The organism is Alteromonas sp. W364 (genome assembly GCF_031846205.1).
GTDB classification, from domain to species: domain Bacteria; phylum Pseudomonadota; class Gammaproteobacteria; order Enterobacterales; family Alteromonadaceae; genus Glaciecola; species Glaciecola blandensis.
Genome location: NZ_JAVRID010000003.1, coordinates 43306 through 68087, shown reverse-complemented (window position 1 = coordinate 68087; position 24782 = coordinate 43306). Strand labels below are relative to the sequence as shown.

Genomic DNA, 24782 nt, shown 5'->3' with positions numbered 1-24782 from the left:
TTATGCGACTGGGTTAACTTTGAGGTAGATTAAATGATAGAAACTTGGCGATGGTTCGGACCTAGTGACTCGATTAGCTTACAAAAGATCCGTCAAGCTGGTGCGACTGGAATTGTAAGCTCTTTGCATGAAATAGCAACAGGCGAACTGTGGACGAAAGACGCGATCATACAAAGAAAAAAAGTCATTGAAGATGCTGGACTTAGCTGGGATGTGATTGAAAGCATTCCTGTTCATAATGATATTAAAACGCGAACAGGAAACTATCTTCAGTACATTGAAAACTATAAGCAATCTATCATCAATGCTGCAGAGTGTGGCGTATACACTATTTGCTACAACTTCATGCCGGTCGTAGATTGGACTCGCACCAATCTCATGTATCGCTTGCCAAACAACAGTCATGCTTTACGTTTTGAAATGACCGATTTCGCTGCATATGACATTTATATGTTGGATCGTGAAGGGGCTGAACAGAGTTACTCTGAGGCGGTCTTGAACAAAGCGAAAGCCCGTTTTGATAAAATGAGTGAAGCAGAAAGGACGGAATTGGAACGCAATATCATTGCTGGCTTACCTGGCGGTGAAGGGTCGTACACGCGTGACGAAATTCGGACTACCATTCAGCAGTTTATCGATTTAGGTACTGAAGGCTTCAGAGCGCATTTGTTTGCTTTCTTAAGAGAGATTATCCCAGTTGCAGAATCGGTCGGTGCGCTTATGTGCATTCACCCAGATGATCCTCCGTTTTCTCTGTTTGGCTTGCCACGGGTTGTATCCACAGCCAGTGACGCCAATGCTTTACTTGAAGCTTGTCCGAGTCCTGCGAATGGTTTGACTATGTGCGCAGGCTCTTATGGTGCCAGAGGCGACAACAATTTAGTTGAAATGGTGAAGCAATTTGGCCCAAGCATTTACTTTGTTCATCTTCGTAACGTTATTCGAGAAGATGATGGTTCGTTCTATGAGTCCGATCATCTCGATGGCGATAATGATATGGTAGGGCTAGTCGAGGCGCTACTATCAGAAGAAAAACGTCGTAAGTTAGCAAGCAAAGGTGAAGCTTACCAGCGTATTCCGATGAGACCCGATCATGGTCATCTGCTTGACGACGAATTGAATCAAGAAGGTGTGAAACCGGGCTACAGCTATATGGGTCGTTTAAAAGGCTTGGCCGAGTTGCGCGGCGTGATACACACTGTGGGCACTCTAGTTAATCGATAGTTGCTAAATATGGCTTCTAGTAGAAGTGAATAATCACTTTATAGATTTTATTCGCGGTTAATCCAACAACATTATTGAAATAAAGGAAGGTAAGGTGTCGAACCGTCTTCAACTTAATCCAAATCGACTTTTTAGTCCTGACCCTACAATTCGACAAATTGCGACCGAGTTGTATGACAGTATTAAGGGCTTGCCTATTGTCAGTCCACACGGACATACTGATCCTGCTTGGTTTGCAAACAACAATGCCTTCTCAAACCCAACCGAGCTCTTAATACAGCCTGACCATTATGTTTTCAGAATGCTTTACTCACAAGGTATCCGTTTAGAAGCCTTGGGTTTGGGGAATTCAAAAGAAGCACAATTGGTTGATCCTGAGGCTGTGTGGCAAATTTTCGCAGAAAACTATTATCTGTTTAGGGGGACGCCTTCTCGCATGTGGATGGATTATGTGTTCGCTGAAGTCTTTAAAATAGATGTTGCCCTAGACGCCCACACTGCTTCACATTATTACCAAGTGATTGACCAAAGCCTGCAACAAGAGCAGTTTCGACCGCGCGCCTTGTTTGACCGTTTTAACATCGAAGTGATTGCAACCACAGAAAATCCACTAGATAAGTTGCAGCATCATCAAAAGATTGCAGAATCGGATTGGACTGGCAAAGTGCTTACCGCCTATCGCCCTGATAATGTTTTAGATCCGGAACAAGCTGATTTTGCAGAGCAAATAGGAAAACTATCTGATATTTCGGGTGAAACCACAACAGATTATCAGGGGTATCTAAATGCCTTGCAGAATCGCCGTGAATATTTCAAGCGCCATGGAGCAACATCTACAGACCACGGTCACTTAACTCCCTTCACAGCCAACCTCTCCGATGCTCAAGCGTCGAAACTCTATGACAAAGCGATGTTAGGGCAGGTGAGTGCTGAAGAGTGTGAGCTATTTCGTGGTCATATGCTAAGCAAAATGGCTGACATGAGCGTTGAGGATGGCTTAGTCATGCAAATTCATCCCGGTTGTTATCGAAATCACAACAAAGAGGTATTTGCTGGTTTTGGTCGCGATAAAGGCGCTGATCTTCCTATGCCGACAGAGTATGTTAAGAACTTAAAAGCCCTAATGGACAAGCACGGTAACAATCCTGATTTGCAGGTGATTCTATTCACACTAGATGAAACTACCTACAGTCGAGAATTAGCGCCCTTAGCCGGACACTACCCTAGTTTGAAGCTGGGCCCTGCTTGGTGGTTCCATGATAGTCCAGAGGGGATGAAGCGATTCCGACAGCAAACGATGGAAACGGCTGGCTTTTATAATACTGTTGGTTTTAACGACGACACCCGCGCATTCATGTCAATTCCAGCGCGTCATGATGTGGCTCGCCGCATTGATGCCGGCTTCCTTGCGGAACTGGTTGCAGATCATCGTTTACGTCTAGAAGAGGCTCATGAGCTTGCAGTCGACTTAACTTACAATCTTGTGAAAAAGGCCTATAAGTTATGAGTGAGCGTCTATCAGCTACGCTTGTAAAATCTTTGCCTGGCTGTGTTCAATGTCCACGTTATGATGCTGAGCAACACGGCGCGGGGATAATTCATATCGGTATTGGCGCTTTTCATCGTGGCCACCAAGCGGTGTTTACCGATGATGCCTTAGCCCAAAGTGGCGGTGATTGGCGAATTATTGGGGTATCGCTGAGAAGTCCTACGGTAAAAGAGCAACTCAATCCTCAGGATGGTTTCTTCACTCTTATTGAAAAAAGTACAGGTAAGTCAACAGCCAGAGTGATTGGTTCGATAAAAGAAGTTATCGCTGCGAGAGAAGAGCCTCAAAAACTGAGTGAAGCCTTAGCTGATCCAAGCATCAAAATTGTCACCATGACGGTCACAGAGAAGGGTTACCACTACGATCAATCAAGCCAATCGATTGATTGGGAGTCGGCAGATATTCAGCATGACTTAGTATTCCCCAATGAACCGAAAAGTATGCCCGGGCTTTTGGTCAAAGCATGCTTGAAAAGAATGAAAAGTGAGTATTCACACTCGTCTAAGCTTACCATTATTAGCTGTGACAACTTGCCTGAGAATGGGGCGATTGTAAAATCTGTAGTGTTAGGCCTAGCCTCTCGCGTGGATAAAAAGCTGGTGACTTGGATCCAGAATAATGTGAGTTTTTGTTCGAGCATGGTCGATCGTATTGTGCCAAAAGTTACCGTAGCAGATGGCCAAGCGCTTACTCAACAATATGGCTATGAAGATCAAGGTTTGATAGTGACTGAGCCATTCAAACAGTGGGTGATAGAGGATAATTTTTGTACCGAACGACCAGACTGGGAATCGGCCGGCGTACTATTTGTTAAGCAGGTCTCGGACTACGAGAAACTGAAGCTTCGCACTCTCAATGGTTCGCATTCAGCCTTAGCCTATATGGGAGTGCTGTTGGGTCATAAGTGGATCCATCAGGCAGTTATTGATCCCTTGCTGGTAACAGTCATTCAGCGTTTAATGCAGAAAGAAACGGGACCAACTATTCCGACATTTCCGAATGTTGACCTGGCAGAGTATCAACAACAAATCATACAACGATTTGAAAACAGTGATATTGCCTATGCAACGCAGCAGGTGGCCAGCGATGGTTCACAAAAATTACAACAGCGAATTTTACAAGCGATGGAAGAGCTTTACCGCGAAAATAAAGAGCAACATACGGCATGCTTAATGGCAACGCTTGTTTGTTGGTTACGGTATCTGAAAGGGAGTGATGAAAAGGGTGTTACTTATATTATCAATGACCCTATTGCAGACTTATTGCATGCCTTAGTCAATGAGCATTGGGAGCAACCTATCGATTTGGTCGACGCTCTATTTAAGCAAACAAGTATTTTTCCCACTAGCTTAAAAACGACACCCAACTTTACCAAACGCTTGATTGACGGTATCCATAAGATTACTGAGCTTGGCACCCATGCTTATCTAAGTCAGATATTACAAGATGCAGAATAGGACTTTTGCTTAAGTCCTACTTGTTGAAGTGGGTCGCTGCGTTTGATGTCGCGTTTTCAATGTGCTGCTTCATTGCCATGCGAGCTTTCTCTGGGTTGCGTTGTTCTAGTGCACGTAATATGTTTCTGTGCTCATCAATTGAAGGATGTACTCCTTCATCGCGAATACGCTCCAGAAATGCAGTACTTAGTGCGGATTCGTTACGAAGATCCCATAGCCAATCGACGACGGAGGATATTGCTGAGTTCTGGCATGCTTGCGCAATAATAGAATGGAACTTTTGGTCGGCTTTTTCAGAAGCATTTGGCAACTTCTGCTCTTCTTCCATTTCTTCCACGACTTGACGAAGTTCGGCTATTTGCTCATCGGTAATGCGCGCTGCCGCTAGGGCACAAGCTTCTGCTTCAAGGATATATCTAATTTCGAGAATTTCGAAAGGACCTACCCCTTTATCATTTAATTCGGGCGGAATTTTGGCTTTTTTGTCGGTGACATAAATACCAGAGCCAGTTCGGATTTCAATCACACCTGATAATTCCAGCGCAATCATGGCCTCACGAATAGTCGGCCGGCTAACACCTAGTTTCTCTGCAAGCTCACGCTCGGAGGGAAAACGTTCGCCGGGTTTGATCACATCATTGTCAATCAGCTTTTTCAGCTGCTCAGCAACCTTCATGTAAAGCCTGTCACTTTTTACGATCTGTAGTTTTAAACTATCCATAACATCCAAATTTGTTCTATTCAGCCCAGCGATTCATTATTCTTGCGCGGTTTCATCAATCATAGCGAAACTATTTACTGCAGAGAAGTTTTTATCACGAGAAAGTAACTTTATATACTGAATTGCCTTTTTTTAATATTAATATTGTTAAAAATAGGTTAATGTTGGTTAAGTGGCCTTACCAATAATGGTCTAGTAGAATCGCTTGATGAAGTAAAGAGTAAGACTAAGGAATCGTTCAATGAGCAAGATGGTGAAAAGGAAAAAGCTTAGCGCAATGGTGTTAGCCATTGTTGCCGTATTTATTCTGAATGCATGCGCCGAGCAGAGTGATGTGAAGGTGTTACGAATTGCGCATGGTTTAGATGTGAATCATCCTGTGCATGAAGCGATGGTTTATATGCAAAAGCGCCTGCAATTCTACTCTAACGGCAACATGGACTTATTAATCTATCCCTCCGGTCAACTCGGTTCTGAGCGCGAAAACCTTGAACTGCTGCAAATTGGTAGCCTTTCCATGACCAAGGTGTCGGCAAGTTCGTTGGAGGCGTTTGTACCTGAGATGAAAATGTTCAGCGTGCCGTATTTATTTTCTTCTCCAGCGCACTTTTGGAATGTACTGCAAGGCGATATTGGCAAAGAATTATTGAATGCGGGCGTACCTTATTACTTCATGGGCTTGGGCTATTACGATGCGGGAAGCCGCAGTTTTTATACGACAAAAAAACCGGTCTACCAGCCTGATGACCTAGAAGGAATGAAGATCAGGGTCATGAACAGCCAGTCTGCAGTGAATATGGTCAATACAATGGGCGGCTCGGCAACACCTGTATCTTGGGGTGAGCTTTATACCGCTCTGCAACAAGGCGTGGTCGATGGTGCTGAGAATAATCCTCCAAGCTTCTATTTGAGCAAGCACTACGAAGTGGCGAAGTATTATTTACTGGACGAGCATACCTCAATCCCAGATGTTTTAGTGTTTAGCACCAATGTTTGGGACCAACTTAGCAATACAGAGCAGGCGTGGGTGCGCAAGGCCGCCGCAGATTCAGTTGAGAAACAAAAGGTGTTATGGCAAGCCTCAACCGAATTAGCTTTAAGCGAAGTGAAAAAAGCAGGCGTTGAAGTTGTGAAAGCTGACAAGTCTCAATTTGTTAGCAAAACAGCAAGTCTGCGTGAGCAATATCAGGATACTAAGATTGGTTTACTCATAGACAGAGTTGTCGCCGAAGATGCCAGTGCTAGTGATACAAAGGGAGATGAGTAATGGGGACATTTCTGACCTTCGTGAGCAAGCTCGATTTGGCGTTAAAATACTTACTGATTATCTTAATGGCCTTATTATTAATAGATGTAAGTTGGCAAGTACTCACTCGTTTTTTGCTTCCTAAACCAAGCTCCTTCACAGAGGAACTAGCTAGGTTCCTATTGATCTGGATTGGCCTATTAGGAGCCTCTCATGCTTATCGTCACCGAATGCATCTAGGTGTCGATATCTTTGTTAAATCAATGTCGGCACGCAAGGCAAAAGTCACTACGCAAATCGTACAATTGATGACCTTAGCGTTTGCTATTTCGGTACTTATCTATGGTGGTTCAAAGCTCGTGTTATTAGCGTTTCACTTAGAGCAACGCTCAGCGGCGATGCAAGTTAATATGGGAGTGGTTTATATGGCATTACCGATTAGCGGCGTTTTATTCGCTTTTTTTGCCATTGAGCGACTTTTTGGACATTACCCAGGCGACGCGGAACAAATGATTAGTCACACTAGCAAAAGCAAAGCCGTCAAAGCGGAGGTGCAATAATGGATTTAACGATTGCGATATTGTTAGTGAGCTTTGTTGTACTACTAGCAATCAATACCCCCATAGCGATAGCAATTGCAGTGGCAACGGTTTTAACGATGCTCGCCACTATGCCTGCTGATGCCGCACTAACAACCGTAGCACAGCGTATTGCGAGTGGTTTAGATAGTTTTGCTCTGCTTGCGATCCCTTTCTTTATATTGTCCGGCTACTTAATGGGGCAAGGCGGAATTGCGCGTCGACTGATTAACTTTGCTATGGTCTTAGTGGGCAGGTTCTCGGGTGGTTTGGCCCTCGTGAACGTGATTGCCTGTGCTTTATTTGGCTCAATCTCAGGCTCTGCAGTTGCAGCAACATCGGCGATCGGTGGTTTCATGATCCCGGCAATGAACAAAGAAGGTTACGATAAAAACTTCAATACTGCTGTAACCGTGACTGCCTCCACTACGGGTATGCTCATTCCACCCAGCAACATACTCATAATATATTCCTTAGCCAGTGGTGGCGTGTCGATTGCAGCACTCTTTATGGCAGGCTACATCCCAGGTCTATTGGTCGCACTTTCCTTAATGATTGTGTGTGGTATCTACGCAAAAAAGCATAATTTCCCTGCAGGCTTGAAATACTCTTTCGCTGAAGGTGTTCATCACTTAGTAGCCGCGATACCTTCATTATTGCTTATCGTCATTGTCATAGGTGGGATCATCGGAGGCTATTTTACGCCAACCGAAGCAGGCGCCATTGCCGTCATCTATGCACTGGTTTTGTCCTTGGGTGTGTATCGCGAAATCGCACTCAAAGATCTGCCTAATATCCTGTTAAAATCAGTTCAAACCACAGCAATAGTCATGTTGTTGATTGGCGCTTCCGCTTCCATGTCGTGGATGCTCAGCTATGAGTTCATCCCACAAACATTTACAGAATTAGTCTTAACCTTATCTGACAACCCCATCATGATCTTAATACTAATTAATATCATGTTATTGGTGGTGGGGACCTTCATGGACATGACACCCGCGGTATTGATATTCACACCTATTTTAATGCCGGTTATGGCAGCAATGGATATCTCGCCTTTGCACTTTGGGATAATGATGATCCTAAACCTGAGTATTGGCCTTTGTACACCGCCAGTCGGTAGCGTGTTGTTCGTTGGCTGTAGCATTGGTAAAACCAGCATTGGGGCGGTAGTAAAACCGTTACTCCCTTTGTACGCTGCAATGTTCATCTGCTTGCTATTAGTCACTTTATTCCCACAAATCAGCGAAACATTACCCCGTATGATGGGGTTGATAGAGTAGGGAAAAACGCTATAGTTAAATTACTGATTACAAGGACGGACGAGCGGCAGTGACCCACGATGAATTCAATGCGTTTTGCAGAGCAAAAGCTCACACAACTTATGTCGTACAATGGGGTGGCTCGCATGTTTGGAAAGTGGCGGGGAAATTGTTTGCCTTGGGCACAACCAACAAGGAAGGAGGGCCCGCGTATACCTTCAAAACCTCAGAAATGAACTATCACTTTCTTAGCCAAGCACCGGGGTACAAGCCAGCGCCTTATATGGCTTCTCGTGGTATGTTGTGGATACAGCAACATCAAAGTCCAGCCGAGAATGATGAAGAACTACGCTATTACTTAAACGAGTCTTATCGTTTGGTGACACTTGGTTTCAGTAAAAAGAAGCAACGGGAGTTGGGTTTCAATCAAATTTAATGCGACCGTTGCTAATTATCCTCGCGCAAAAATGTGCTCGGCAGGGTTGAACAATACCCAAGAGGTAAGAATGTATTTATCGTTCGAGATAGGAATGTTGCCGCGGTGTGTGTGGGTGAATCCACTCGGTGCAATTACCATTCTTCCGGTTTTCGCTTGGATCTTTTTATCCTGATAATAAAACTCAGTTTCTCCGCCTTCCTCTACATCATTGAGATAAAACATAAACAAAAGATTGCGATGCAATGCATCGGTTGAGCCTTGCTGAGGATAGTTTTCCGAATGCCAATAAGGGTAACCACCTTCACCGGCAGTGTATTTTTGCGCATTAATTTCACCAATCCTAAATAGGTAGTTCACTATTTGTGGTAGGCGCGGCAGGGCTTGTTCGTCGAAGTTGTCAGTAGTGAGTTTCACTGGCTCACCGGTCTGAATGTCGGCCATGGTGAGCCCGATTGGACCAATAAGTGCAAAGTGATACTTTTTGAAATAATCCACCAGGTGCTTACCGGTTATTGTCGCAACTTGTGGATAAAGAGACTGAAACTCTTCATGCCGAGATATTGAAACATCAAGTGACCTTTTTTTACTTTCATCAAGGCCGCCGCCCGTTTGACCGGGAGCAAGGTGTTTGCTGCTTTCTATGGTGTCGATGATTTGTTGGCATAGTTCAGGAGACAGCACATCATCGATTACGCTGATGAAATCCGAGTGAATTGCGTCTGCTTCCGTCGCCATTTTATGCCCCTTCGTCTTTCTCTACTTGTGCTCGCTCAAGTCTATCAAATGTTCGCTCAGCATCGCCCGCACTTCATCGGCGATTGGCGTTGCTTTCTTTGTTTGGTAATCAAAGCGCACTAGCGTAGTTGTACCTTTTGCTTTTCGCTGCTGGTTTTGCCACACTTCTTGATAAACTTCAAATGAACTGTTGCCAATCCGACTGACCCACGTTTTCACTTCGACTTCTGGGCTAAGATAAATTTGTTCAAGAAAATCTACGTTGTAGTTAGCCAAAATCAGTGGCCAATTTTGTAAATCAAGCTCAGGCGTAAAGTAACGAAATATAGGCAAGCGAGCAGTTTCAAACCAACCAACTAGTACCGTATTACTCACATGCTGAAGAGCATCAGTTTCATAAAAACGAACGTCGAATTTGATACTTAGCATCTTACTCTCCCTGTTTTACAGCTAACATCGGCTTGAGAAAACGTCCTGTATGAGAGCGCTCAACGGTACAAATCTTTTCAGGAGTGCCTTCAGCTACAATTTCACCGCCGCCTGAGCCACCTTCAGGACCAAGATCAACAACCCAGTCTGCAGTCTTAACAACGTCTAAGTTGTGCTCAATGACGACGACTGTGTTGCCGTGATCTCTTAGGCGATGTAAGACTTCAAGCAGTTGCTTGATATCATGGAAGTGCAAACCTGTTGTAGGTTCATCCAGAATGTACAATGTCTGCCCTGTATCTCGCTTAGATAGCTCTTTAGCAAGCTTGACACGTTGTGCTTCACCGCCAGACAAGGTCGTTGCAGACTGACCCAGGCGAATATAGGACAAGCCCACGTCCATCAAGGTTTGCAGTTTGCGATTAATGGCTGGAATGGCATCGAAAAATTCACGCGCATCTTCAACGGTCATTTCTAGAATTTCATGAATGTTCTTATTCTTATAGCGAATTTCTAGGGTTTCACGGTTGTAGCGTTTACCTGCACATACATCACAAGGCACATATACATCGGGTAAAAAGTGCATCTCAACTTTGATTAGACCGTCGCCTTGGCATGCCTCACAGCGTCCGCCTTTTACATTAAAGCTAAAGCGACCGGGTTTGTATCCGCGAGAGCGTGCCTCTTGCGTACCTGCGAAGATTTCACGGATCGGTGTGAAGATCCCAGCGTAGGTAGCGGGGTTTGACCGTGGTGTTCTGCCTATTGGACTTTGGTCAATATCGACCACTTTATCCATGTGCTCCAAACCAGAGATACTTTTGTAAGGTGCTGGTTCATTTGTGGTAGCTCGGTTTAACTCGCGTTGAGCAATACGATAAAAAGTATCGTTGATCAGCGTTGATTTTCCTGAACCAGACACACCCGTTACACAAGTCATCAAGCCCATTGGAATTTTCAATGTGACGGATTGAAGGTTGTTGCCTGTCGCTCCAGTCAAGGTGACCCACTCACGATCTTTCGTGCTTGTTCTTACTTTTGGTATTTCAATGAACTCTCTTCCTGAAAGGTACTTACCTGTAAGTGAGTGTTCACTTTCCATGATATCTTTCAGTTGGCCTTGGGCGATAATTTCACCACCATGCACACCAGCGCCTGGGCCAATATCAACAATGTGATCCGCTTCTTTGATCGCGTCTTCATCATGTTCAACCACAATAACGGTGTTGCCTAAATCACGCAGATGACGCAGCGTTTTTAATAGACGTTCATTATCACGTTGGTGCAAACCAATACTGGGTTCATCGAGGACATACATTACGCCAACCAAACCGGCGCCGATTTGGCTCGCGAGTCTGATTCGCTGCGCTTCACCACCAGATAGGGTATCGGCGCTCCGAGAAAGTGAGAGGTAGTTCAAACCAACATTCACGAGGAATTGCAGTCGGTCTTTTATCTCTTTTAGGATCTTCTCTGCAATAGCAGCGCGCTGACCGCTGAGGTTTAGACTATCGAACAAGTCTAGCGATTCCGCAATCGACATTTCAGCGACTTGCGGTAGGTTGGTACCTTCGATAAACACGTTTCTAGCTTCTAAGCGAAGTCGTGTGCCTGAGCAAGTCGAACAATGCTGATGGCTCATATACTTGCCCAATTCTTCACGTACTGTGTTCGATTCAGTTTCACGGTACCGCCTTTCCATGTTGGGAATGATCCCTTCGAAAGGATGCTTGCGTTCCATGATGTCTCCGCGCTCATTGATATATTTAAACTTAACTGACGTGCCTTTACTTCCGAAGAGCACAATGTCTTTGGCTTTTTTATCTAACTCTTGGAATGGCTTGTTCAAGTCGAAGCCATAGTGGTCAGCGACAGACTGCAACATTTGGAAATAATAATAACTACGTTTATCCCAGCCGCGGATTGCGCCGCCTGACAAGCTGATTTCATCATTGCCAACGACACGATGTGGGTCGAAGAATTGTCGAGTACCTAAGCCATCGCAGGTTTGGCATGCACCGGCGGGGTTGTTAAACGAAAATATGCGAGGTTCTAGTTCAGTGATGCTGTATCCACAATGAGGACAGGCAAAATTTGCTGAAAAAACAACTTCCTCTCTGTCAGGTTCATCCATGTAAGCGACTTTAGCTGAACCGGAAGACAAAGTTAGTGCGGTTTCAAAAGATTCAGCAAGGCGCAATTGTAAGTCATCACGCACTTTGAAGCGGTCAACAACCACTTCAATAGTATGCTTTTTGTGTAAGTCTAAGGTAGGGGGATCAGATAGATCACACACTTCACCATCTATTCTCGCTCGAATAAAGCCTTGAGCCGACAATCCTTCTAAGGTCTTTACGTGCTCACCTTTTCTGTCTTGAACGACAGGAGCCAACAGCATGAGTTTGCTACCTTCGGGCATTTCTAACACTCGGTCTACCATCTGGCTGACGGTTTGGGCGTTCAGAGCAACATCATGATCCGGGCATTTGGGCGTTCCCACGCGAGCAAACAGCAAGCGTAAGTAATCGTATATTTCAGTGATGGTACCAACTGTGGAACGTGGGTTGTGCGATGTCGACTTCTGTTCAATAGAAATAGCCGGCGATAAACCCTCGATATGATCTACATCGGGTTTTTCCATCATTGACAAAAACTGTCTTGCGTAAGCCGACAGTGACTCTACATAACGACGTTGGCCTTCTGCATATAAAGTATCGAATGCCAAAGATGATTTACCTGAACCTGAGAGCCCGGTAATAACAACTAGCTTATCTCGGGGGAGTTCAATATTGATGTTTTTTAGGTTGTGGGTTCTAGCCCCGCGAACTTCAATTTTATCCATAGTACTTTAGAGAGATGCCTTAGTGATGTGTATGCCAAAAACCAATCGCGTATTATGACACAAATTTGCAATGAAATATGCGTTTGTTACGCAAATGGCTGTAATGGGATCAAGCACTGGTGAGTCTGCAGATTTCTTGTGTTAGAATCGCGCCCCTGTCTCACGGACTAACCCCAATAACCGAAAACTTAGAACGGAAACTGAACGATTGAACGCTAGTGAAGTAAGGGCTGCCATTACCTTAGCATCAGTATATGTACTGCGTATGCTAGGTCTTTTCATGGTCATTCCTGTATTGGCCATCGCGGCTGTCGAATACCCAGACTATTCTCCATTATTAGTCGGTTTAGCCATTGGTGGTTATGGCCTGACACAGGCTATTCTACAAATTCCGATGGGGATACTGTCAGATAAATGGGGTCGTAAACCGGTTATTTATCTCGGACTAAGCTTCTTTGCGCTGGGTAGTATTATTGCTGCAACAGCCGATACGATGACCATGCTAACAGTAGGCCGGGTTCTTCAAGGTGCCGGAGCGATCGCTGGGGCGGTAATGGCTCTCGCTACAGATGTTACGCGAGAGTCTGAAAGAGCCAAAGTGATGGCAATTATCGGTGTGTCGATAGGTTTTTCATTCTACCTTGCTTTGCTTGTTGGGCCAGTGATCGCAGGTACGTTTGGCCTTTCTGGTATCTTCTGGATCACGGCCGTGCTGACGATATGCTGCATACCTTTAATTCAATTTGGTGTTGTGACCCCCGCACAACAAACGCCGGCTGGCGATACCATCCCTCGTCGTAATCAACTTAAATCATTGTTGATAGATAGCAATCTTTGGCGTTTGAATCTTAGCGTGTTAATTGTTCATATGCTGATTACTTGTTTCTTCGTGCAGGTGCCCACTTTATTGAGCGAGGCTGACTTTGGTCTGAATGAGCATTGGAAGATCTATACGCCAATTCTTCTCATCTCTGTACTGTTTCTGGTAGTACTGATGAAGCTAGGTGCACGAGTGCCCACCGGTATCGCTTTCATTTTCTCATTGCTATTGATGTCTTTTGGTTTCGGCCTTTTCTTATTGCCTGGCCTTGATTGGAAATTGATTACCCTAGCTGGCATTCTGTTTTTTGCAGGCTTCAACTATATGGAAGCGCATATGCCGGCATTAGTTTCCAGTATCGCGCCTGCAGGACGCAAGGGCAGTGCAATGGGGATTTATGCGAGTCACCAATTTTTTGGTGCGTTTTTAGGTGGCGTATTATCAGGGGTATTAACTCAGTGGATGGAAGCCGACACTGCTATCTACGCCTGTTTGCTCGTCATATTTATCGGTATGATTTTAGCTGCAGGTATTCAAAGCGCAAAACGAGTCAAGCGAGTGACCTTAAAAATTCCAGCAGGTGCAGCATGGACGAAAGAAACTGACTACAGCAACATCCAGCAAGAGTTGAGTAGCATTGAACAAGTGCATGACGTGTCTATCGATTTGGTCGAACAGGCAATTTATCTTAAAGTCGATAGCAAAGGTTTTGACTTGAAGCAGGCTAAGGCATTGATTCAATAGTTAAGTTTTTGAGCCGGTTTCATCCAATACGACTCAGGCAACAAAGCACTCAGCAAAAAGCTGAAAACTTACCATGAATACAGGTGCAAATTGTTCCTGTAAAGAGTATATTATTAGCGGAAAAATGCTGTGCTAGCTTCTGGGTATTTATCGTCAACTTTGGCATAAATTAAGCGGCTATACAGTAAACAAAAATTTGAAAACAGGAGTTAGCATGGCCTCTAGAGGTGTAAACAAAGTCATTTTGGTAGGTAATTTGGGTAACGACCCTGAAGTTCGTTATATGCCAAATGGAAATGCCGTTGCCAATTTAAGTATCGCCACTAGTGAGAGCTGGAAAGATCAACAAGGTCAATTGCAGGAAAGAACGGAGTGGCACAAAGTCACAATGTATCGTCGTTTGGCTGAAGTTGCAGGTGAGTACTTGAAAAAGGGTTCACAGATTTATCTTGAAGGTAAATTGCAAACACGAAAATGGCAAGACCAGCAAGGTAACGACCGTTATACAACTGAAGTGATTTGTGATCAAATGCAAATGCTTGGCGGTGGTGGTAACGGCGGTGGGCAAAGTGGCGGTCAAGGCGGATACCAACAGCGTCCACAGGGCGGTCAAAGTCAAGGTGGACAACAAGCCGGTTATCAACAAAACCAAGGCGGCGGTCAAGGCGGTTATCAACAAGGGCAAGGCAGCCAGTCAGGCGGGCAACAGGGTGGTTATCAGCAACCAGCTCAGCAGTCTCCGCAACAAAAAGCGCCGCCAATGGCTGAGCCAGATTTCGACTTTGATGATGATATCCCATTTTAAATGATAGAGAACTAGTTTGATCTAGATTAGTAAAAGTCTCTAAAAATGTTAAAACCCAGCCTTCGCGCTGGGTTTTTTGTTTTCTTTTTTCTACACTGACTAAGTTCGTCTAATTTTTAATCTATGGTGATGACAATGGAGGAATCGATATGACGTTTAATCGCGTTCTATTTGTGAGCAGAGGCCTAGGAAATGATGAGGATGCTTTGCGCAATGCTATGACACTAGCGCAGGAGGCGGAGTTTGGTTTAGATGTTTTAGTGATCGTACCTACACTTCCAGCAAAACTGCTTTCTTATTCTCAACAGCTTATTGATAACGCGCTAGAGGCTTATCAACAGATGTTGGAAAAGGTGCAAAGAGATCTACCTTTGGCCTCGCGTGTTTCGGTGAGCAGTATGCAAGCTCATGATGCTTCTACAACAGCGATCAAAAGAGTTCTGCAGGATGATTATGACTTGCTAGTTAAACAAGCTGAGACGAAAAATAACGAGATAGGATTTATGTCTGTAGATCTGGACCTTTTGCGAAAGTGTCCATGCCCTGTCATGTTATGTCGACCCGGTCATCAAATTAACCAAGGTAAAGTGGCAGTAGCCGTCGATCCTAATGCTAAGGATCAAGTCGAGTTATCATTGTCGAAAAAGCTTCTTCGCTTATCAACTGCGCTTACTTCAGCGTCGCAGAAACCGACAGAGCTCGTTGCTTGTTGGGACTTTACTTTAGAAAATACCTTGACCAATGGTACTTGGCTAAGCATGAGTACCACTCAGTTAAGTAATGAAAAGCGCGAAGCAGAACAGGAAAGTTTAGATAACTTAAAGAGGATGATTAAAGCGTCTGGCTGCAAGCAAACGTTTAATATTAATCATCTAGAGGGGTTTCCTTTCGTGAAGGTGCCTGAGTTTACCGAACTTGAGACAATCGACTTACTTGTAATGGGAACGGTTGCTCGCACCGGCATGTCTAGTTTCTTTATTGGTAATACTGCAGAGAATATTCTGCAATCCCTTTCTTGTTCGCTATTGGCGGTGAAGCCAGTAGGTTTTGTTTCGCCGGTGACTGTTGATTAAGTGACACAGTTAAACTCGTTGCAGTCAATTCTCGAGACAGCACTGAAAGTGGTATTTTAACAATCAGCTGTTTCCAGACCTATTTCGGGTTGACTGCCATCGGTACGGTTGATGAAGTAAACGCCGCATTCATCGTTATAGCTGTATCCCCTAGGGTAGGCTTTTGCCACGCGGGCTGGCAGAGTGAGTGTCACTCCGCTTGGAATAGCAGTTTGATTACCTTTTCCACACCAATCGTTAGTACAAATTTCTACAAAGGTAGAAAATGATTCATTATCTAGTTGCACAAGATAGCGCACCGAGTTGTTCCAATGCGCAGATGGAAAGCCACTTTCTAGTGCCATTGTTGCTCCGCCTACATCAAGAGAATCTGTGCCTTCGATTTTGTTTGCCAAGATAGCTTTTGCATTCACTAAGCCTACTCCGCTCTCCATTGCGCCTGCCATTGCCTCAAGTTTGGCGACAGTCGCATCCTTTTGTAAGTCGATAAATCGAGGTGTGGCGATAACCGCGAGGATGCCAATAATCACGATCACAACAATTAATTCGATCAGGGTGAAGCCTTTTTGCACTGCGTAAACCTTTTTTACGTTCTTATTTGTAGCTTAATGGTGATTATCGGTGATTCGATAAACATAGGGTTATTGGTTTCTATACCTACATATTGAAGCTATCTGATTTAACCGCTCTTTGCAGTGCCTTAAACCGGTAGGCTCCCAATATTATTGAGGTTGACGTTAGTATTAAACTAAAGTTTATTTTTTGTATCATAGTTAGTATTTTACATGCATTTTGCCATGTGAAGGGAATAAGTTGGCTAGATCGTGTACAGCAAGCTTAGAACAAATTTGATTTATTAATAGACAAAGCCTACCCGATAATAGACGTCCTGAGCAAAACCATACTGGAGTCGCAAGTTAACACCTTTTTATCTCATCATTTACCAGAAGCCTTTAAAGGAAAAAAGGAGTAAGTAAAGACTCACTCCCTTTTTGTGCTATGCAGCGTCTTCTAATATCTTTCTCGCAACCTCTGGGTTGATGTCTTTGTGCTCGCCAATGGCATGCAGTTTATGCTTCTCCATTTGGGCAACAAGACCATCAATGGCATCGGCAGCGATACCATAACCTGAGAGTTTGGTAGGAACCCCCATTTGCTCGAAGAAAGCCGCGGTTTTGGTGATTGCTTGGTCTATTACTTCTTCATCGGATGCTGATTCGATCCCCCAAACTCTACGACCATACTGTACTAATTTAGCCGCTTTTTTATCACGTTTATGTTGCATCAACGATGGCAAAACAATCGCTAAGGTTTGTGCGTGGTCAAGACCATGTAAGGCTGTTATTTCATGACCGATGGCGTGCGTTGCCCAGTCTTGAGGCACACCAACACCAATCAGACCATTAAGCGCCATCGTTGCCGCCCACATGATATTAGCGCGAACGTCATAATTGCTTGGATCCGATAAGGCTTTTGGACCTTCTTCAATCAAGGTTGATAGCAAGCCCTCAGCAAATCGGTCTTGTACCGGCGCATTGACGTCATATGTGAGGTATTGCTCCATTGTGTGTACAAAAGCATCGACCACGCCATTTGCGACTTGTCTTTCTGGCAAAGAGAAAGTTACGCTAGGGTCTAACACAGCCACTCTTGGATACACTAATGGGCTTGAAAACGGCAGTTTCTCTTGGGTGCTGCGTTTGGTAATAACTGAATTACCATTGCTTTCAGTACCTGTAGCCGGAAGCGTCAATATGCAAGAAAGTGGTAAAGCGGACCGGACTTTTGCGCCTTTTGCCAAAATGTCCCATGCGTCACCTTCATACTTAACTCCCGCTGCAACTAACTTTGCACCATCGATCACGCTGCCGCCACCAACGGCCAGTATATAGTCAATATTCTCTTGCTTTGCGAGGGTGATAGCTTTACTCAGTGTTTCAATAGATGGGTTAGGTTCAACACCAGAAAACTCAGTGATTTTATGCTCTTTAAGAGAGTCGATAACTTGTTGATATACCCCATTTTTCTTTATTGATCCGCCACCATACATCAATAAAACGTGATGCTGATTGTCGATTTCCCGACCAATCGTTGCAATTTGTCCGTCGCCAAAGACGATTTTGGTAGGGTTACTGAACGTAAAATTATGCATGTTTACTCCTGTTGAAAACGCTTGAAGGCCTTGTAAATATTGGGTTGGCAAGGCCTTTGTCTTATAGGTGTGCTGATTTATGCGTATGAGACCGACAGCACTGTGTAGGTTTTTACATACCTAAAGCCCTTTTTTGATCACATAGAATCAATCTCACAAACTGCTATTGAATTAGTTAAGAGATTTATGTGGGGGTCGATACTCAAATAACAAGGTCTCTAAACGAACAGAGTAGCACCATTAACTTATAGGTACGAATAACTTATGCGCTTGAGTTGGCGACAACTTATAAAATCAAAACTTCAGGGAAAGTCGAAGTACTTCTCTGTGGGGATCGCGTTTTCTGGTGAAAGCGTGCTTTTATGTGTGCTAGAGAAAAAAGGCAATAAGATCGAGTGGGTTCTGGATGCGAGTTTTAGTCATTCGAACTGGAGTACTCAGCTTGCCGACTATGTACAACGGCATAAACTGAACAACACTGATTGCTACGTTTCTCTTACCTCCCATTGGTATCAGCTGTTGCAAGCAGACCAACCACAGGTTGAAGAAAACGAGATATATGCATCTCTTGCATGGCCTTTGAAAGATTTGTTGCCACCGAATGTAGATTACGTTTATGACTTCATGAATCCGCCTGCACAGGTTGCTGGCCAGTCTAAGCTGAGTGTCGTTGCTATCCCTCACAAAGATATCGACAGTATTAGTAAAGGCATTTACAACGCTCAACTAAAATTGAAAGGCATCTCGATCGAAGAGACTGCCTCTGTTGAGCTCACACCGCAATCAAGCGACGCCGTTATGAGCCTAGTGCAAGAACATGGCGAAGAAATCGTATTGAACATCGTTAAGAACAACCAGTTATATTTTACTCGACGTTTGAAAGGTTTTGAAAACTTGGGTAGTTATAGTGCAAACGAGTTATCAATGGGTATCACAGAAAGTTTGTGTGTTCAGATTCAACGGTCTATGGACTACTTTGAAAGTCAGTTGAGACAGCCTCCAGTTAAAAAAGTATTGCTGAAATTAGATACTACACTCACTGATACTCTCGCTGAACAAATACAAGACAATATGGGGCTACCAGTGATTAACTTTGAGCCTGAAATTCAATGTGGCTCTGGTTTTAACTTCAAAATGGCAAGTTTCTCGTGTTTGGGTGCTGCCTATACGAAGCAGTCTTTAAAGTTAGAAAAAGCGGCTAAAAGTGCTGAACAAAAATCATCTTCTGCAAGCGCAGACAAGAAGGTGTCAGCATGAAGACTAGAATTAATTTATACAGAGACGAATTCAAACCTCAGTTTGTGTGGTTGACTGTTGCTAATATGTTGTTACTCAGTTTTATTGTCTTACTGGTACTTTCGGGCATTTACTACACCGTTTGGAAGACAATGGAAAGTCGTACAAATGACCTAAATGAGCTACGCGCAACAATACAGCAACGACAAGCCACGCTCGACGAGTTAACTAGCAGCCTAACTCAGCGTGAAAAAGACCCCATTCTATTAAACCAACTAGCAATGCGCAAAACGCTGTTAGTGAGTAACCAACAACTTGCCACTAAACTGGATAGCTTAAATACCCTGCAGAAAACGCCATTTTCAACTGCGTTTGACTCTTTCAGCGTTGCGGACAGAAATGATGTCTGGTTAAGCTCATTCAAGATCAATGAAGACTTGGTGCGTATTGAGGGGAATATTAGCCGTCCCGAAGCTCTCCCCGCTTGGCTACAAGCAGTAGGTAAGACGGAATACTTTCACGACAAAAGCTTTCGAACTGCCAGCGTAACAAGAGAGCAAGGTCAGTTGAGTTTTGTTATCGAAAATACACAGTCGAAGAAGGATGCTGAACATGAGTAGTTCTTTAGACAACTTAGAGAAAAAGTTTAGTGCGGTTTCTGCTCGTGAACAACGCTTGGTTTTTTATGCACTGCCTTTCGTTATTTGTTTTGTATTCATACTCAGCTTGATAGAGCCAGCGATTACCAAAGCAATGAAAACTCGCTCAGAAATTCAGAGTACCAAGTTACAACTGAGTTCTATTTCCGAAAGCTTAGATGCGGTTCAGCGAGAATTATTACAAGATCCTGATGTAGAAACTCGTGATCAGATAAGAGCAATCAATCAGCAGATCACTGCGACAGAAAAGCGCTTTGCGAGTGAATTATCCAAATTAGTGCCACCTAGTATTATGCCAATGGTACTCGAGCAATTATTTAATAAGGCGAACAAATTAACGCTTATTGAGATGAAATCTATACCACCTAGCAATATTTTTGCTGAAGACAACGCACTAGCCGAAGCAAAAGCACAAGCAGCGCAAAAAGACGGTGAAAAGGTGCAAGCAAAAATGGCCGCACCAGTGCTTTTTCAGCATGGTCTACGCGTGACTTTCGAAGGCTCATATTTCGATACACAAGCATTTTTGGCAGAAGCTGAACAGCTAGATTGGAAGATCTACTGGCAAGAAGTTGCTTTCTCAGTCAAAGAATATCCGACGGCCCAGATCGAAATAGAGTTATTTACACTCAGCACAAGTGAGGCATATCTCAATGTTAAATAGAGCATGGTTACGCCCAACTGCACTGCTGGCGATATCTACTGTTAGTTTACTCGCGCTCAGTGCGGCGAGTCAGGCAATGCAAAAGTCAGATCCAACCAGACCACCGGGTAAGATTGAATTATTTTTGGAAGAAACAAAAACAAGTGACCGCACAATTAATGTCACTGCGGTACTGAAAAAGAACCAAACGTTCTATGCAGTGATTAATCAGCAATGGTTGAAAAAAGGCGAGTCAATTTCTGGCTGGCGCATCACCGGTATTACTAACAGTGGTGTGTATCTACAGAACGAAAATGAACCAGGGGCAAAGCCGCTCAGGTTTTTAGTGAATGAAAACAGTGATTTTAAGAAGCAGGCAAATGATGAATAGTTTACGAATCGGTAAGGCCCTAAGCCTATGTTTTATCGCGATTTCAATGGCAGGCTGTCAAACGACGGACAATAGTCACGTTGAAAAATCATTGGCGGCGGAGTTGGACGCTCAACTGCAAGTACCTGAAAAGAAAGTGGAGCCAGAACTTGAAGCAGCGGTTTCTGATTTCCTTCTGGCAGGTGACGCACCAAGTAAACAGAGTGATATGTTCATTGCTGAAAAGTACGATATTAATGCTCGCCAGATTGACGCTGTGAGCTTTTTCTCTGGGCTCGTTAAAGACACGCCATTTTCAGTTGCTATTCACCCTGAAGTAACGGGCTTGATTTCACTCGATTTAAAACAAGTTGAGCTAGATACTATTTTTGAGCTGGTTTCTGACCTTTACGGTTTTCACATAGACCGCACGGGTAACGTATACAAGGTTTTCCCTGCAGGCATGCGTACTGAAACATTCTCGGTTAATTACCTACTAATGCAACGCGATGGCAATACGCAAACCAGTATTATTTCTGGTGGTGTGGCTCAAGCAGGCAATAATCAAAACGGTAATAACAATAATCAAAATGGCGGTTTCAATAACTTCAGCGGCAATTCTCAAGTGGGTAATAACTTAGGCGGTAACTCATTTGGTAATAACGGTAACGGCAGCAACGGTACATCGATTACCACTCGCACCGAAACCAACTTCTGGGAGAACCTAGAAACGAGCTTGAAAGATATGTTAGGTAACGAAAAAGGTCGCTCAGTGATGGTGAGCCCTCAAGCCGGTTTGGTTACCGTTCGTGCCTTACCTGATGAAATTAAGACGATTAGAAACTTCCTTAATATTTCAGAAGAGAGTTTACAGCGCCAGGTTATTATCGAAGCACGCATTCTTGAAGTCGTGCTGAACGATGAATATCAGCAAGGTATCAACTGGAATCAAGTGCTTGCGCACGCAGGCAGCACCGATTTGGGTTTCTCGACCTCAGTTGCTAACTTGGGCAATGAAATTACGGCTTCTTTAGGTGGTATTACAAGCTTATCGTTTTTGAATAAAGATTTTAGCGGTGTGGTCAACCTACTAGATACGCAAGGCAATGTACAAGTGCTGTCTAGCCCACGAGTGACAGCTATTAATAACCAAAAAGCAGTGATTAAAGTCGGTGATGATGAATACTTCGTCACAGATGTGTCGAGTCAAAGCACGATAAGCAATAGCTCAACGTCAGTCAGTCCTGACATTGGCTTAACGCCTTTCTTCAGCGGTATTGCCTTGGATGTGACACCTCAAATTGATGAAAATGGCAGTATCCTGTTGCACATCCATCCTTCGGTTATCGAAACGGAAGAGCAAGAAAAAGTCATTACCTTAAACGAAGAACAATACATTTTACCTTTGGCACAAAGCACTATTCGTGAGTCGGATACTATTATTCGCGCAAGCTCAGGTGAAATTGTCGTTATTGGCGGATTGATGCAATCGGTAGTCACTAATGAAGAGTCAAAGATTCCTTTATTGGGTGATATTCCTTTCATGGGCAACTTGTTTAAAAACAAACGTGAAAAGGAAACGAAGAAAGAACTCATTATTCTACTGAAACCAACCGTTGTTGGCGAAAACACTTGGCGCACTCAAATTGAAGCTAGCCGTTCGCAAATGGCTGACTGGCTGTACGTGGAGTAATTATGTATTTGTATCACTTCGGTATTAAAGAGTTACCTTTTACTTTAACCCCTAACACCTCTTACTACTTTGGGTTACCCAGCCATAAAGAAGCAATTGAAGTGTTATCAACGGCACTTCGTAGTGGTGAGGGTTTTATTAAAGTGACAGGCGAAGTTGGTACGGGAAAAACCTTAATTTGCCGAAAGTTACTTAACGAATTACCCGATGGATTCGTGACAGCTTATATTCCTAACCCTTATTTGTCTCCTGCTGAATTACGCAGAGCTGTTGCGGCAGAGCTCAGCGTGGAATTACCCGAAGGCAGCGACCAACAAGAGTTTACTCAACTGATCCAGCAACGGCTCATTGAGATCCACAAGCAGCACAAAAATGCGGTGTTGATCATCGACGAAGCACAAGCCTTGCCTGATGAAAGTATCGAAGCGTTACGCTTAATGACGAACCTTGAAACAGAATCACAAAAGCTATTGCAGGTGGTACTGTTTGGGCAGCCAGAATTAGACCAAAAGCTTCGTCAGCCTAAGCTTCGCCAGTTGCTCCAGCGTATTACCTTTTCATATAAGTTGAAATTAATGAACGCTGATCAGCTTTATCAATATGTACGTCACAGAATGGCAGTTGCGGGGTATCGTATTGAGGGCTTGTTTAGTCCTGAGTGTTGCCAATTAATGCATAAAGCCAGTGGTGGCACGCCTCGTATCGTGAATGTGTTGTGTCATAAAGCCTTAATGCTAGCTTATGGCGAGGGTGTACAAAAAATCAGTGTTGAGCATGTAAAAGCGGCAATTGAAGATACTGAAGCGGCGAAAAAAATGAATCGTAAGGGCTGGTTTTCCTGGTTTTCTAATAGTTTGTTTACTGCCGCCTCGGTATTCGCTGCAGTATGTACTAGCATTAGTGCCAGTCACACAGGTTGGTTGCCATGAGCGTCGTGAATAAAATGCTCAAAGACCTTGAGCAACGTGAAGGTAATCGGATATATGAAGCTGACTATGTGCCCATTGAGTCGAACAGTGCAAAGTCACGTCGATTTTTTGTGGGTGGCACATTGGTTGTTATTGCGACAGCAATCGCTGTGTGGTTATTGTTGCCTAGTGAAGAAAAAGAGGCCACGATATTAGCGAAAGCGCCTTTGAGCAATCTTACGATCTTGCCTCCAAACGCAACGCTAGATGCAGAAAAAGTGGAAGAAAAAGCGGATACGGTGAATATGCAAGATTTGGATGCTAACACTGTAGCCAGTCTATCAAATTCACCTCAAGTTGTGCCGACAGACGCAAGTGCAGAAGCGGTGAAAAAGAGTGTGCCAGAGTCTGCGCCAGTGACGCCAAAAGTTATTCAAACTGCGGCCGTTAAACCGGCAAAAGTCAGTCCTACCAAAGACACTGAAGTAGAAATCGTACAAACCAAAACTATCCAAGCGGCAATCATAGCTGAGTCTACACAAGAGCCAGAGCCAGTCATTCGGGTGGCAAAAGAAACCAAACAAGCAGAAGGTGTGTTTAGCGTTAGTTCAAATATGAAAAGCACGTCTAACAATAGAATGTTGGAACAACAAATACAGTTGTCTCTACAAAATGGTGATACGCCTGCCGCCATAAAAGATCTTAATGAACTCATTTCACTAGAGCCAAGAAATGTATCTGCCAGAAAGCGTTTAGCTAGCTTGCTCTTCGCCAATGGTGACCCAGTGCGCGCAGCAATGCTTTTACACCAGGGGCTACAGTTAAACCCAGAAGATAGCAGTATGCGTTTGATGCAAGCACGACTTTTATTTCGTGAAAAGAAAAATATACAAGCCTTGGCTTTGTTGAAAGAGCATCCACAGATGGTCATTGCTGACGATGAATTATTAAGTTTCCGAGCAGCCCTTGCCGAAAAACAGAGTGATTATCAGACCTCTCACGAAGATTATTCAACCTTACTTCAACGCCAACCTAACAATGCGCGTTGGATATTGGGTCTCGCGATCAGTCAAGATAAGCAAAAAATGCATGAGCAAGCAGTATCAAATTATAGAAAAGTAAAATCTTCAAATCAGTTGTCAGCACAAGTGCTCAGTTTTGTAGACGGACGACTAGCAGTTTTGGCGGGATCATAGA

The 24782-nt window shown here is 44.0% G+C and carries 23 protein-coding genes; 17 read left to right on the top strand and 6 right to left on the bottom strand.

Features of this window, described 5'->3' with window-relative positions; translation table 11 throughout:
- Nucleotides 1–33 precede the first annotated feature (33 nt).
- The 3 genes from uxuA to RM556_RS05655 all read left to right on the top strand — a co-directional run bounded on the left by uxuA (nt 34) and on the right by RM556_RS05655 (nt 4230).
- The gene (uxuA, locus tag RM556_RS05665; protein ID WP_311360992.1) at nt 34–1224 is read left to right on the top strand and encodes a mannonate dehydratase; all 1191 of its coding nucleotides are present in this window, start codon (nt 34–36) and stop codon (nt 1222–1224) included.
- 94 nt (nt 1225–1318) lie between these two features.
- The gene (gene uxaC / locus RM556_RS05660) at nt 1319–2731 is read left to right on the top strand and encodes a glucuronate isomerase (RefSeq protein ID WP_311374099.1); all 1413 of its coding nucleotides are present in this window, start codon (nt 1319–1321) and stop codon (nt 2729–2731) included.
- The gene (locus RM556_RS05655) at nt 2728–4230 is read left to right on the top strand and encodes a mannitol dehydrogenase family protein (RefSeq protein ID WP_311374098.1); all 1503 of its coding nucleotides are present in this window, start codon (nt 2728–2730) and stop codon (nt 4228–4230) included. Before uxaC ends, RM556_RS05655 begins: the two co-directional genes overlap by 4 nt.
- 16 nt (nt 4231–4246) lie before the next feature.
- Here the strand turns inward: RM556_RS05655 and RM556_RS05650 are convergent, their stop codons facing one another.
- Nucleotides 4247–4951, bottom strand: coding sequence for a FadR/GntR family transcriptional regulator (locus RM556_RS05650; protein ID WP_311360995.1), 705 nt, complete (start codon nt 4949–4951; stop codon nt 4247–4249).
- A 250-nt stretch (nt 4952–5201) separates the two neighbouring features.
- Between RM556_RS05650 and RM556_RS05645 the strand changes: the two genes are divergently transcribed.
- Genes RM556_RS05645 through RM556_RS05630 form a run of 4 tightly spaced genes read left to right on the top strand, consistent with a single transcriptional unit; the run spans nt 5202 to nt 8473 of the window.
- A complete protein-coding gene (locus RM556_RS05645; protein ID WP_311361351.1) occupies nt 5202–6218 on the top strand; it encodes a TRAP transporter substrate-binding protein in 1017 nt (338 codons plus the stop codon).
- Nucleotides 6218–6757 carry a TRAP transporter small permease gene (locus RM556_RS05640; RefSeq protein WP_311360996.1) on the top strand — a complete coding sequence of 180 codons (540 nt, stop codon included), beginning with the start codon at nt 6218–6220 and terminating at the stop codon, nt 6755–6757. Before RM556_RS05645 ends, RM556_RS05640 begins: the two co-directional genes overlap by 1 nt.
- Nucleotides 6757–8058, top strand: a complete 1302-nt coding sequence (locus tag RM556_RS05635; protein WP_311374097.1) for a TRAP transporter large permease — start codon at nt 6757–6759, stop codon at nt 8056–8058. Before RM556_RS05640 ends, RM556_RS05635 begins: the two co-directional genes overlap by 1 nt.
- 49 nt (nt 8059–8107) lie before the next feature.
- Nucleotides 8108–8473 carry an MmcQ/YjbR family DNA-binding protein gene (locus RM556_RS05630; RefSeq protein ID WP_311360998.1) on the top strand — a complete coding sequence of 122 codons (366 nt, stop codon included), beginning with the start codon at nt 8108–8110 and terminating at the stop codon, nt 8471–8473.
- Between the two features lie 15 nt (nt 8474–8488).
- On the opposite strand, the gene RM556_RS05625 is transcribed toward RM556_RS05630, so the two are convergent.
- Genes RM556_RS05625 through uvrA form a run of 3 tightly spaced genes read right to left on the bottom strand, consistent with a single transcriptional unit; the run spans nt 8489 to nt 12482 of the window.
- On the bottom strand, nt 8489–9211 hold the full coding sequence (locus RM556_RS05625) for a 2OG-Fe(II) oxygenase (protein WP_311360999.1): 723 nt from the start codon (nt 9209–9211) through the stop codon (nt 8489–8491).
- Between the two features lie 21 nt (nt 9212–9232).
- A complete protein-coding gene (locus RM556_RS05620) occupies nt 9233–9640 on the bottom strand; it encodes a thioesterase family protein (protein ID WP_311361000.1) in 408 nt (135 codons plus the stop codon).
- 1 nt (nt 9641) lies between these two features.
- Complete coding sequence (gene uvrA / locus RM556_RS05615; protein WP_311361001.1) at nt 9642–12482, bottom strand: excinuclease ABC subunit UvrA; 2841 nt, start codon at nt 12480–12482, stop codon at nt 9642–9644.
- Between the two features lie 208 nt (nt 12483–12690).
- Between uvrA and RM556_RS05610 the strand changes: the two genes are divergently transcribed.
- The 3 genes from RM556_RS05610 (at nt 12691) to RM556_RS05600 (ending at nt 15924) form a co-directional block, all read left to right on the top strand.
- Complete coding sequence (locus RM556_RS05610) at nt 12691–14046, top strand: MFS transporter (RefSeq protein WP_311361002.1); 1356 nt, start codon at nt 12691–12693, stop codon at nt 14044–14046.
- A gap of 214 nt (nt 14047–14260) precedes the next feature.
- Entirely contained in the window at nt 14261–14851 is a 591-nt protein-coding gene (gene ssb, locus RM556_RS05605) for a single-stranded DNA-binding protein (protein WP_311374096.1), read from the top strand.
- A 149-nt stretch (nt 14852–15000) separates the two neighbouring features.
- Nucleotides 15001–15924: a universal stress protein gene (locus tag RM556_RS05600; RefSeq protein ID WP_311361004.1), complete on the top strand. Its 924-nt coding sequence runs from the start codon at nt 15001–15003 to the stop codon at nt 15922–15924.
- A 56-nt stretch (nt 15925–15980) separates the two neighbouring features.
- Here the strand turns inward: RM556_RS05600 and RM556_RS05595 are convergent, their stop codons facing one another.
- Together RM556_RS05595 and RM556_RS05590 are read right to left on the bottom strand one after the other, a co-directional pair.
- A complete protein-coding gene (locus RM556_RS05595; RefSeq protein WP_311361005.1) occupies nt 15981–16496 on the bottom strand; it encodes a prepilin-type N-terminal cleavage/methylation domain-containing protein in 516 nt (171 codons plus the stop codon).
- A 425-nt stretch (nt 16497–16921) separates the two neighbouring features.
- Nucleotides 16922–18076 carry an iron-containing alcohol dehydrogenase gene (locus RM556_RS05590; protein WP_311361006.1) on the bottom strand — a complete coding sequence of 385 codons (1155 nt, stop codon included), beginning with the start codon at nt 18074–18076 and terminating at the stop codon, nt 16922–16924.
- A gap of 264 nt (nt 18077–18340) precedes the next feature.
- Here RM556_RS05590 and pilM point away from each other — a divergent pair, with 264 nt between their 5' ends.
- Genes pilM through RM556_RS05555 form a run of 7 tightly spaced genes read left to right on the top strand, consistent with a single transcriptional unit; the run spans nt 18341 to nt 24781 of the window.
- Entirely contained in the window at nt 18341–19333 is a 993-nt protein-coding gene (gene pilM / locus RM556_RS05585; RefSeq protein WP_311361007.1) for a biogenesis protein MshI, read from the top strand.
- On the top strand, nt 19330–19932 hold the full coding sequence (locus RM556_RS05580) for a PilN domain-containing protein (RefSeq protein ID WP_311361008.1): 603 nt from the start codon (nt 19330–19332) through the stop codon (nt 19930–19932). Before pilM ends, RM556_RS05580 begins: the two co-directional genes overlap by 4 nt.
- Complete coding sequence (locus RM556_RS05575; RefSeq protein WP_311361009.1) at nt 19925–20635, top strand: MSHA biogenesis protein MshJ; 711 nt, start codon at nt 19925–19927, stop codon at nt 20633–20635. The genes RM556_RS05580 and RM556_RS05575 overlap by 8 nt, the downstream gene beginning before the upstream one ends.
- Nucleotides 20625–21005 (top strand): hypothetical protein, encoded by a 381-nt coding sequence (locus RM556_RS05570; protein ID WP_311361010.1) that lies wholly within the window; start codon nt 20625–20627, stop codon nt 21003–21005. The genes RM556_RS05575 and RM556_RS05570 overlap by 11 nt, the downstream gene beginning before the upstream one ends.
- On the top strand, nt 20998–22677 hold the full coding sequence (gene mshL, locus RM556_RS05565; protein ID WP_311361352.1) for a pilus (MSHA type) biogenesis protein MshL: 1680 nt from the start codon (nt 20998–21000) through the stop codon (nt 22675–22677). Before RM556_RS05570 ends, mshL begins: the two co-directional genes overlap by 8 nt.
- A 2-nt stretch (nt 22678–22679) precedes the next feature.
- Complete coding sequence (locus RM556_RS05560) at nt 22680–23606, top strand: AAA family ATPase (RefSeq protein WP_311361011.1); 927 nt, start codon at nt 22680–22682, stop codon at nt 23604–23606.
- Nucleotides 23603–24781, top strand: coding sequence for a tetratricopeptide repeat protein (locus RM556_RS05555; protein WP_311361012.1), 1179 nt, complete (start codon nt 23603–23605; stop codon nt 24779–24781). Before RM556_RS05560 ends, RM556_RS05555 begins: the two co-directional genes overlap by 4 nt.
- Nucleotide 24782 lies beyond the last annotated feature (1 nt).